Below are 9,372 nucleotides of genomic sequence, written 5' to 3'. Positions count from 1 at the left end.
TCTCCGTCATGCACCTCTGCAATGCGGCGAAGTCCTGTCATGAGAGAAGGACCATCCGGAATGTCGCGCACACGGCCGTTTTCGATGAACAGGGTCAGGTGATGGCGCCCATCCTCGCCCTCGACCCAGCCATATCGGTCACCGTTCGAATCGAAGCTGTAAGGACGCGGATCACCCAAAGGCTTGCCGATGCGCCGCTCGACTTCCGTGCGAAAGGCAGCAAGGCCACGATCTTCGATCGTATATTTGAGGCGGGCATGCTTGCGGCTCGTGCGGTCGCCCCAATCCCGCTGGACGGTGACCACCGCCTCGGCGACGGCAAGCGCGTCCTCTGGCTGACAGAAGCCCATCACATCAGCGGTGCGCGGATAAGTATCCTCTTCGCCATGGGTCATGCCCATGCCGCCGCCCACCGTCACGTTCCAGCCTTCGACCTCGCCCTTCCTGTCGAGGATCGCGATGAACCCGAGGTCTTGGGCGAAGATGTCGACCTCGTTCGAGGGTGGAACCGCCACAACCGTCTTGAACTTGCGCGGCAAATAGGTGCGGCCATAGACAGGCTCGGTCACCTCTTCCTCACCACCGGCGATCTTCTCGCCGTCGAGCCAGATTTCCCGGTAGGCGGGCGTCCGCGGCAGGAGATGGTCCGAGATCGACTTGGCCAGATCATAGGCTGCCCGATGTGCCCTTGACTGGTTCGGGTTGGTGGAGGCCAGTACGTTGCGATTGACGTCACCGCACGCAGCAAGAGTGTCCAGAAGCGCGGTATCGATGGCCTTCATCGTTGCTTTCAGGTTCGACTTGATGACGCCGTGAAACTGGAACGTCTGCCGCGTCGTCAAGCGCAATGTTCCGTTGGCGTAATCCTGGGCGATCCGATCGATCTGAAGCCATTGGGAGGGCATGCAGACCCCACCGGGAATGCGCAGACGGATCATGAAGGAATAGGCTTTCTCAAGCTTCTTCTTCGTGCGCTCCGCCCGCAGGTCCCGGTCGTCCTGCAGATACATGCCATGGAACTTTACGAGTTGCTGATCGTCCTCGCTGATGGAGCCGGTCACGACGTCGGTGAGACCTTCCGCAAGCGTGCCACGCAGATAGCCGCTCGCCTCTTTGATATGCTCGTTACGCGAAAGCTCTTTCGACATATTCTTTTTCTCAATAAACGTCTTGATGATAGCGGCGGCCGCGCTCAAGCTCTGACACGGCTTGCTCTGCGGCTTCGGGGGAGAGAGCCTTCACGTCCGCATAAGCCGCGACGATTGCAGCACGAACATCCTTCGCCATGGCTTTGGCATCGCCGCAGACATAGAGCTGAGCGCCATTTTCCAGCCATTCGATCAGGTCGCGGCGCTGCTCCCACAGGCGGTGCTGGACATAGACCTTATTTGGAGTGTCGCGGGAGAACGCGAGATCGATCCGCGTCAGCGACCCGTCCTTAAGGGCATCCTGCCACTCGAGCTGGTAGAGGAAGTCATGAGTGTAGTGTCGGTCGCCAAAGAACAGCCAGGATCTGCCCTTGGCTCCGATGGCTCGCCGTTCCTGCACGAAGGCGCGGAAGGGAGCAACGCCGGTTCCAGGGCCGATCATGATAATATCGGTCGACGGCTCCGGCAGCCGGAAGTGCTTGTTGGGCTTCAGCCGGACGCGGGCTGTCGCGCCGGATTTGAGGCGATCGGCCACGAAGGTCGAAGCAACGCCGCCGCGCTTGCGGCCATGCGCTTCATAACGAACGGCTGCGATCAAGAGGTGTGCCTCATCGCCGACTTCCTTGCGGGAGGAGGCAATGGAATAGGCGCGGGGCGGTAAGGGGCGCGTGAGAGCTGTGAGTTGGTCGGCCGTCAGTGCTGCGGGAAAGGCCTCCACCAGGTCGATCAGTTGGCGTCCCTCGATCCACGCACGGGCCTGCTCTTCATCGAGGAGCTTGCGTAGCTCTCGATGCCCTGTCTCTGCGGCAAATGTTTCGAGGGTCTTGATGGAAAGCGTCGTGATGTCGCGCTCGTTCAGTAATCTGGAACGCAAGCTCTCTTCTCTGCTGAGCCCTGTTGCCGCGAGAACGGCATCGACGAGAGCCGGATCGTTCTCGGGGAAGAGTTCAAGCGAGTCGCCGGGCTCGTAGGCCGGAGCGGCGCCATCAAAACCGAACGCCAGATGGATGGTTTCCTTGTCGGAGCGTGAGGAGTTCAGGTTGACGTGCTCGATCACTTCGGCGGCGACCGGATCGCGGCTGATCTCGACGCCGGCACGGCTGCTGAAGTCGACGGAGACCACATTGTCTGCTGCATCCTGGGCCGGCGTAAACGCCTCAAGGGTGCTCTTGATCCAGGTTGCCGCGGGAGATTCGAAGTCTAGATCGCAATCGATGCGCTCCACGGCCCGCGAGGCTCCAAGCTCGGCAAGGCGCGCGTCAATAGCCTTTCCCACGGCGCAGAATTCCGCATAGGCGGTGTCGCCCAGGGCCAGAACGGCAAACGTCAGCCCCTCGAGGCGTGGCGCCGATGCTCCCATCAGATCCGCATAGGCCCGGGTTGCCCGGGAGGGTGGCTCGCCTTCCCCCCAGGTGGCGGCAATCACCACCAGCCGGCTCTGCTTCGGCAGGTCCGCGATATCGAGATCGGCAAAATCAATGATCTTGGGTTTGAAGCCGCCTTTTCGGGCCAGCTTCGCGATGTCCTGAGCCAATCGCTCCGCGTTGCCTGACTCGCTCGCGAACAGGATCGTGAGAGGTTCAGCGGCGCGCGCGGGCGCATCGACGCGGGGAAGGGGCGCCTGACCCGCATCGATCCCGGCAAGGAAGCCGGCGAGCCATGCACGCTGGATGGGCGAGGCTGCGCCCAGGACGCGATCGAGGCTGAGCCGGTCGTCGTCCTTGAAAGGCGCTGTTTGAGGCAGAAGGGCAAGTGCTGTCATGGCTTCAGTCTCGCGTGGGCCACAGGGGTAGTCAATGAAACGTTCGTTTTAAAGAACTAATACCGACGGAAGAATTCTTCTCTTTGCAGGCCATGGCGGAGAAGAAGAGTTCTGCAGGGCTCGAATATAGGAAGCCAAGCCCGACGCATGGGGAGTCCGGCCGCTTTCATCAGCCCTGGGCGACCATCTCAATGGGCAGGACCGTGGTGAATTTGACCCGCTCGACACTGAAGCGTGAGCTGACCTTCTTCAAAGAGACGATCCCGATCAAACGCTTGTAAAACAAGTCATAAGCCTTGATGTCGGGCACGACGACACGAAGCAGGTAGTCCACATCGCCGGCCATGCGATGGAACTCCACGACCTCGCTCATGGTCGAGATTGCTCTCACGAACTGCTCAATGGATTCCTGGGTGTGGTCTCCGGCTTCGATGCTCACGAAGACTGTCAGGCCCAGCCCCAGCTTGTCTGCATCCAGAAGCGCGACCCGCCGCTGAATCACCCCTTGCGCCTCAAGGCGCTGAATACGTTTCCAGCAGGGGGTTTGAGATAAACCGACCCTCTGGCCGATATCTGCGACAGATAACGTGCCGTCCTGCTGGAGAAGATCCAAAATTTTTCGGTCGATACGGTCCATCTCTGCAACTCGCCATTTGCCGAATATTGCTTTCGTCGTTCTGGCCTTCCGAGAAAAATAGTTCTCTTCTTGGGGCGTCTTGACCATTTGGTCAGACAGCCGCCCTTCGGCTTCAGAACCTCCTGACCTTGACACCGTTCGTTATTAAGAACAAGTTCGATGTTGTGTTTAGGAGACTTTTGCCATGGATCTGGGTTCAGGCGGCTCGGGAGGTGGGACTTTAGCCCGCGCCCTGAGTGGTATCGGCCTTCCTGAGAGGTTGGCTCTTGCCTCACGATCGATTGCCGGTCGGCTGGTGTTCACAACGAGCTTTGGTATTGAGGACCAAGCGATTACCCATGCGATCTTCAGCGCAGGACTCGATGTCCATATCGAGATCGTTACTCTCGATACGGGCCGGCTTTTCCCCGAGACCTACGATTTGTGGGAGCAAACAGAGGAGCGCTATCAGCGCCGGATCAACGCCGTCAGCCCCGATCGCGGTGCGGTGGAGGCTTTGGTGAACCGTCAGGGCATCAATGGATTCCGTCACTCGGTTGAAGCACGCAAGGCTTGTTGCGATATTCGGAAAGTTGAGCCGCTCGGACGGGCTCTCGCGGGAGCGGCAGGCTGGATCACGGGACTGCGCGCCGAGCAATCGGCTTTCCGCGCCGCCGTGCCGCTCGCCATTCATGATGAAGGCTATGGGCTGATCAAGATCAACCCTCTGGCGGACTGGAGCCGGCAGGACCTCGCCCGGTATGTCATCGACAATGCCGTTCCGTACAACCCGCTGCACGACCGTGGCTACCCGTCCATTGGGTGCGCGCCGTGCACACGCGCAGTCCGCCTCGGAGAGCCCGAGCGTGCAGGCCGCTGGTGGTGGGAGCAGGAGGCTAAAAAGGAATGCGGGCTGCACCTCGTACCAACACAAAAAAATCTGGAGCATTCCCATGACCGTCTGGCGTGAAGCATGGGGTGGTGGCCGCGCGAAGCAGCTTGATCCTCAAGATGGCGCACCGAAGACCGAGCTCCTCCCGACAGGTTTGACACATCTCGACCGCCTCGAGGCGGAGAGTATCTACATCATGCGAGAGGCTGTCGCCGAATGCGATAATCCGGTTATGCTCTATTCGATCGGCAAGGACTCATCAGTCCTGCTCCACCTTGCGCTCAAGGCATTCTATCCGGCGAAGCCTCCGTTTCCTTTACTGCACGTGGATACGACCTGGAAGTTTCGCGAGATGATCGCTTTTCGGGATCAGCGTGCTCGGGAGCTCGGGCTTGAGCTTTTGGTGCATACCAATCCGGATGGGCTGGCCCGCAACATCGGTCCGATCAGCCACGGTTCGGAGATCCATACGGACGTGATGAAGACTCAGGCGCTCAAGCAGGCGCTGGAGCGTTACGGGTTCGATGCGGCCTTCGGCGGCGCTCGCCGCGATGAGGAGAAGTCGCGTGCGAAGGAGCGCGTATTTTCCTTGCGCAATGCTCATCATCGCTGGGATCCTAAGCGCCAACGCCCGGAGCCCTGGCAGCTCTACAACGGACGCAAGCGCAAGGGTGAGAGCCTGCGCATCTTCCCGCTGTCCAACTGGACCGAGCTCGACATCTGGCTCTACATCCACCGCGAGAACATCCCCATCGTTCCGCTCTATTTCGCGGCGGAGCGGCCGGTTGTGGAGCGGGACGGGATGCTCATCCTCGTCGATGATGAACGCCTGCCGCTCCATCTCGGGGAGCAGCCGCAGCTGCGTTCTGTCCGGTTCAGAACCCTCGGATGTTATCCTTTGACCGGTGCCGTGGAGAGCACGGCATCCACGCTTCCGGACATCATTCGCGAAACACTCGAGGCACGTACATCCGAGCGACATGGACGCGCCATCGACAAGGACACGGCAGCATCCATGGAGCGCAAGAAGCAAGAGGGCTACTTCTGATGACCGTTCATCCCGCACCTGCGAGTTTCATGCTGAAGGATTATCTCGCGGCCCATGAACACAAGAGTTTGTTGCGCTTCATTACCTGCGGCTCTGTCGACGACGGCAAGTCCACGCTGATTGGCCGTTTGCTGTACGAATCCAAGCGCCTGTTCGACGATCAGCTCGCTGCTCTTGAACGTGACTCGCGCAAGCACGGAACCCAAGGAGGAGAGATCGACTTCTCGCTCCTGGTCGACGGGCTTGCCAGCGAACGCGAGCAGGGAATCACGATTGACGTTGCCTACCGGTTCTTTTCGACGGAACGGCGGACCTTCATCGTCGCCGATACGCCGGGCCATGAGCAATATACGAGGAACATGGCGACAGGCGCATCGACGGCAGATGTGGCTATTCTCCTCGTTGACGCCCGCAAAGGGATAACCCGGCAGACCCGCCGACATGCCCTCCTCGTGTCCTTGCTTGGGATAAGGCATATCGCCCTGGCCATCAATAAAATGGACCTCGTGGGCTGGTCCGAGGAAAAATTCAGAGAGATCGAGGAGGAGTTCAGAACCTTCTCGGCCAATCTCGGCTTCGAGGAAGTCACCGCAATTCCTCTCTCCGCACTTCATGGTGACAATGTCGTAGAGGGCGCTTCCCAAGTGCGCTGGTATTCAGGGCCGACATTGCTCTCATACCTTGAGACCGTTGAAGTGGAGCAGGCGGGAGAGGCGGAGCCCTTCCGCATGCCGGTCCAGGGGGTCAACCGACCCAATCCGGATTTCAGGGGATTTGCCGGGCTTGTCACGAGCGGGGCAATCAAGCCGGGAGATCGCATTCGTGTTCTCCCTTCAGGCGTGGAAACATCCGTTGCACAGATCGTCACCATGGATCGGCTGCTGGATAGGGCTGTCGCCGGACAATCGGTGACTCTCACCCTGTCCGATGAGGTGGACATCTCTCGTGGAGACGTCATCGCGTCCGTAGATCAACCCCCTCAGGTCTCCGACAGGATCAGCGCGCGACTCTTCTGGATGGCGACCGAGCACCTGAAAGAAGGTGACCAATTTCTCCTGAAGCTTGGTGCCGCGACGGTGCCGGCGATGGTGATCAATGTCCGCCAGAGGATCGATCTCACGACCCTGGCGCCTGTAAGCGTCACGTCCTTCGGAGCGAACGACATCGGTGACGTTGTCCTGGCGCTCGATCATCCCATCGCCTTCGACGCCTATTCCGAGAGCCGTCGCACGGGGGGCTTCATCCTCATTGATCGGGAGAGCTTCGATACGGTTGCCGTTGGACTTGCGGATGCGGCCGGCTTGAAGCGCAAAAAGGAGCAACAGGGATCACGAAGCTATCTCCGCTTGGTCTGGCATAAGCCGAGCAACGAGCAGCCATGGCGCAGTGTTGCCAAGGCCATGTCATGGAGATTGATTGGATCCGTTGCAACCATAGGGGCAGCCTTTGCTCTGACGCAGGATGCTCGCCTTGCTGCGGCGATCGGAGCCATCGAGGTCATGACCAAACTCGTGCTCTACTACGGGCATGAGCGCATCTGGGCGCGCATCAGGTTTGGCCTGTCCATCGCTTCGGGACAGCACGGCAGGGGGCCTCAAGGCTCGAGCGCCAACTAGCCCCTTGGTGTAAGAACCGATCCCGATCTTTAGCGCATCGTGCCGACCCGAAGGGCCGCGTCAGCGAAAAGTGGACCCGGTTTTCTGCATCAACGATGCGCTCCTCTCAAGAATGAGCATCGGATGGAACCAAAAGTGGATCCCACTTTTCTTGTCCGATGCTTGAGAAGATCGCCTATCGGGTATCGGGCGGTCAGCCTCATTTGAAGGAACAGCCATGAGTGAGCGGTCACGCAACGGCCGGATTTTGCATGCGGATACCCGCCTCGTCCATGAGGGGATACTGCGATCGGAGTTTGGTGAAACATCCGAGGCGCTTTTTCTCACCCAAGGCCACGTTTATGCGAGCGCGGAAGAATGCGAGGCCCGCTTCACGGGGGATAGTCCAGGCTTCCTTTATGCCCGCTTCTCGAATCCAACCGTTTCGATGTTCGAGCAGAGGATCGCTTCGTTCGAAGGGGCCGAAGCGGCTCGGGCAACCGCAACCGGGATGGCTGCTGTAACAGCCGCTCTCATGGGATTGTTGCAGGCGGGCGATCACATCGTCTCCGCCCGGGCGCTGTTCGGCTCCTGCCGCTATGTCGTTGCGGAGCTCCTGCCGAGGTTCGGTGTTGCATCAACGCTTGTCGATGGAACGAACCTCGACGCCTGGCGCGAAGCCGTGAGGCCGGAGACGAAGGTCTTCTTCCTTGAGAGCCCGGCCAATCCCACGCTGGAAGTGATCGACATTCAGGCTGTCGCACAGATAGCACGCGAAGTCGGGGCGAAGCTCGTCGTGGATAACGTGTTCTCGACACCAGTCTGGCAGAAGCCATTGGAGCTTGGGGCCGATTGCGTTGTTTACTCGGCGACGAAGCACATCGACGGCCAGGGGCGCTGTCTCGGCGGCGTCGTCCTTGGGTCAGAGGAGTTCATCCTGACCCATATTCATACGCTCCTCCGGCAGACCGGGCCATCAATGTCCCCGTTCAATGCATGGGTGCTGCTGAAGAGCCTCGAGACACTCCCCTTGCGCGTGGAGCGTCAGACCCGAACGGCGGCGGAACTTGCGGACGCGCTCGCTGGACATTCCCGGATCAGGCGTCTCACCTATCCGGGTCGTGCGGATCACCCGCAGGCGGACATCATTGCCAGACAGATGAAGGGGGGATCGACCTTGATCGCACTCGAAATCGAGGGCGGAAAGGCGGGAGCCTTTCGCTTCCTGAATGCGCTCAATCTTGTTCGGATTTCCAACAATCTCGGTGACGCCAAGAGCCTCATCACACATCCCGCGACCACGACACACCAGCGGTTCACGCCGGGAGAGCGCGCCGAGATGGGAGTCCGGGAGGGCCTTGTCAGGCTCTCGGTCGGCCTCGAGCATCCCGGCGATCTCATCGACGATCTTGTTCAGGCGCTCGATCGGGTTTGAGGCCAAGCGCCTCAACTCTCATCCGTGGCAACAGGTCGGGTGGGCTCCTGCGTCCATTCCGACATGGAGCCATCATAAAGCCTGACTTCAGGGCGCTTCAGCACTTCCGAGAGAACGAACCAGTTCGTGGAGGCGAGGTGACCGGTGTTGCAATAGCTGATCACCGGCCCTGAGGGAACTCGCCGGAAGAGCTGCTCCAGCTCAGCGAGAGGGAGCAGACGTCCGGTTCCGGGCTGAAAGGCTTTGCTGTGATCCAGGTGGACGGCACCGGGCAAGTGTCCGGCGCGAGTAACCTGCGGGCTCTTCTCCCGCCCCTCGAATTGCGCTTGAGACCGTCCGTCGAGCAGTGTTGCGCCAGACTCTGCAATCGCCTTTTCGACCACATCAGCCTCTGCACGCAGGTTCCCCGTCGGTCTCACCGGGTAAGGATCGTCCCCTGCCGGGGCGGACGGTCCTGTCTCCTCAAGTTTTCCGGCATCGCGCCATGCCTTGTAGCCACCGTCGAGGATGGATACCTGTTCATGACCTGCGACTTTCAAAGTCCAGTAGACGCGGGCGGACGCGCTGAAATTGGAAGGAGCTTCTCCTGCCGAGACGATGATGACATGGTGCTCGGGCTTCACTCCGATCCGTCCCAACAGAGCTGATACCTGCGTGGTCTCCGGAAGAAGTCCGCCTGCTCCACCTTTCACACTTCGCCAGCCGTCAGTGGCATAGTCGCTGTGAAGGGCGCGAGGGATATGTCCATCCTCGAAGGCCACCCGGCCGCCGCTTTCCGTGGAGCGGATGTCAAGAACGAGGAGCGAGGGATCTGCGAGATGAGCTCCAAGCCATTCGATTGAGACGAGCGGTGAGACAGGCATGGCACTGACCTTA

The 9,372-nt window shown here is 60.0% G+C and carries 7 protein-coding genes and 1 pseudogene; 4 read left to right on the top strand and 4 right to left on the bottom strand.

Going from position 1 to position 9,372, the window contains the following annotated elements:
* The 3 genes and pseudogenes from AA309_RS03150 to AA309_RS03140 form a co-directional block, all read right to left on the bottom strand.
* Positions 1–1,136, bottom strand: a pseudogene (locus tag AA309_RS03150) (NADPH-dependent assimilatory sulfite reductase hemoprotein subunit); the annotation flags it as partial.
* Between the two features lie 22 nt (positions 1,137–1,158).
* Positions 1,159–2,910 carry a diflavin oxidoreductase gene (locus tag AA309_RS03145; RefSeq protein WP_047187525.1) on the bottom strand — a complete coding sequence of 584 codons (1,752 nt, stop codon included), beginning with the start codon at positions 2,908–2,910 and terminating at the stop codon, positions 1,159–1,161.
* 169 nt (positions 2,911–3,079) lie between these two features.
* Positions 3,080–3,547: an Lrp/AsnC family transcriptional regulator gene (locus tag AA309_RS03140; RefSeq protein WP_047187544.1), complete on the bottom strand. Its 468-nt coding sequence runs from the start codon at positions 3,545–3,547 to the stop codon at positions 3,080–3,082.
* 184 nt (positions 3,548–3,731) lie between these two features.
* Between AA309_RS03140 and AA309_RS03135 the strand changes: the two genes are divergently transcribed.
* From AA309_RS03135 to AA309_RS03120, 4 genes are all read left to right on the top strand, one after another.
* Positions 3,732–4,496, top strand: coding sequence for a phosphoadenylyl-sulfate reductase (locus tag AA309_RS03135; protein WP_047187524.1), 765 nt, complete (start codon positions 3,732–3,734; stop codon positions 4,494–4,496).
* On the top strand, positions 4,480–5,466 hold the full coding sequence (gene cysD / locus AA309_RS03130; RefSeq protein WP_280136869.1) for a sulfate adenylyltransferase subunit CysD: 987 nt from the start codon (positions 4,480–4,482) through the stop codon (positions 5,464–5,466). The genes AA309_RS03135 and cysD overlap by 17 nt, the downstream gene beginning before the upstream one ends.
* The gene (gene cysN / locus AA309_RS03125; protein WP_047187523.1) at positions 5,466–7,082 is read left to right on the top strand and encodes a sulfate adenylyltransferase subunit CysN; all 1,617 of its coding nucleotides are present in this window, start codon (positions 5,466–5,468) and stop codon (positions 7,080–7,082) included. Before cysD ends, cysN begins: the two co-directional genes overlap by 1 nt.
* A gap of 217 nt (positions 7,083–7,299) precedes the next feature.
* Entirely contained in the window at positions 7,300–8,496 is a 1,197-nt protein-coding gene (locus AA309_RS03120; RefSeq protein WP_047187522.1) for an O-succinylhomoserine sulfhydrylase, read from the top strand.
* 11 nt (positions 8,497–8,507) lie between these two features.
* Here AA309_RS03120 and AA309_RS03115 read toward each other — a convergent pair whose 3' ends face one another.
* A complete protein-coding gene (locus AA309_RS03115) occupies positions 8,508–9,359 on the bottom strand; it encodes a sulfurtransferase (RefSeq protein WP_047187521.1) in 852 nt (283 codons plus the stop codon).
* Positions 9,360–9,372 lie beyond the last annotated feature (13 nt).

Origin of the sequence: Microvirga vignae (assembly GCF_001017175.1) — a bacterium.
Taxonomy (GTDB): Bacteria; Pseudomonadota; Alphaproteobacteria; order Rhizobiales; family Beijerinckiaceae; genus Microvirga; species Microvirga vignae.
Note: the sequence above shows the minus strand (reverse complement) of the source record. Positions and strands in the feature narration are given on the sequence as shown.

Excerpts from the sequence above, each read along its gene's own strand:
- AA309_RS03145 (WP_047187525.1), bottom strand. The coding sequence starts at position 2,910 with ATGACAGCACTTGCCCTTCTGCCTCAAACAGCGCCTTTCAAGGACGAC.
- AA309_RS03140 (WP_047187544.1), bottom strand. The coding sequence starts at position 3,547 with ATGGACCGTATCGACCGAAAAATTTTGGATCTTCTCCAGCAGGACGGC.
- AA309_RS03135 (WP_047187524.1), top strand. The coding sequence starts at position 3,732 with ATGGATCTGGGTTCAGGCGGCTCGGGAGGTGGGACTTTAGCCCGCGCC.
- cysD (WP_280136869.1), top strand. The coding sequence starts at position 4,480 with ATGACCGTCTGGCGTGAAGCATGGGGTGGTGGCCGCGCGAAGCAGCTT.
- cysN (WP_047187523.1), top strand. The coding sequence starts at position 5,466 with ATGACCGTTCATCCCGCACCTGCGAGTTTCATGCTGAAGGATTATCTC.
- AA309_RS03120 (WP_047187522.1), top strand. The coding sequence starts at position 7,300 with ATGAGTGAGCGGTCACGCAACGGCCGGATTTTGCATGCGGATACCCGC.
- AA309_RS03115 (WP_047187521.1), bottom strand. The coding sequence starts at position 9,359 with ATGCCTGTCTCACCGCTCGTCTCAATCGAATGGCTTGGAGCTCATCTC.